We start from the raw sequence: 229 nt of genomic DNA, 5'->3' as shown, positions 1-229 counted from the left end.
ATATATGCAACGAGAAAATGGACCGATAACCTGGACATCGGCAAGCGGCTCATCACCGAAATGGACGAGCGCATGCCGGAGGATGCAAGGGTGCGGTTCATCGCGGCCCGGCAGTGGCCTTTATCCGATTACGACGTGCTGTATGCGCTGGTCATGCTCCGGGGCGACCATCAGGAGATCCCCGATTTCCTGGACTGGATCGAAACCTCTTCAATCGATGCATTAGGCG

Annotated in this window: 1 protein-coding gene; it reads left to right on the top strand. The window is 56.3% G+C overall.

Annotation, left to right across the window (positions count from 1 at the left end):
• Nucleotides 1-229, top strand: a 229-nt coding sequence (locus ACSNOG_RS34145; protein WP_436756543.1) for a hypothetical protein, incomplete at both ends; no start/stop codon positions are given.

Origin of the sequence: Streptomyces sp. URMC 124 (assembly GCF_051386455.1) — a bacterium.
Lineage (GTDB): Bacteria > Actinomycetota > Actinomycetes > Streptomycetales > Streptomycetaceae > Streptomyces.
This window is presented reverse-complemented; position numbering and strand designations above follow the sequence as displayed.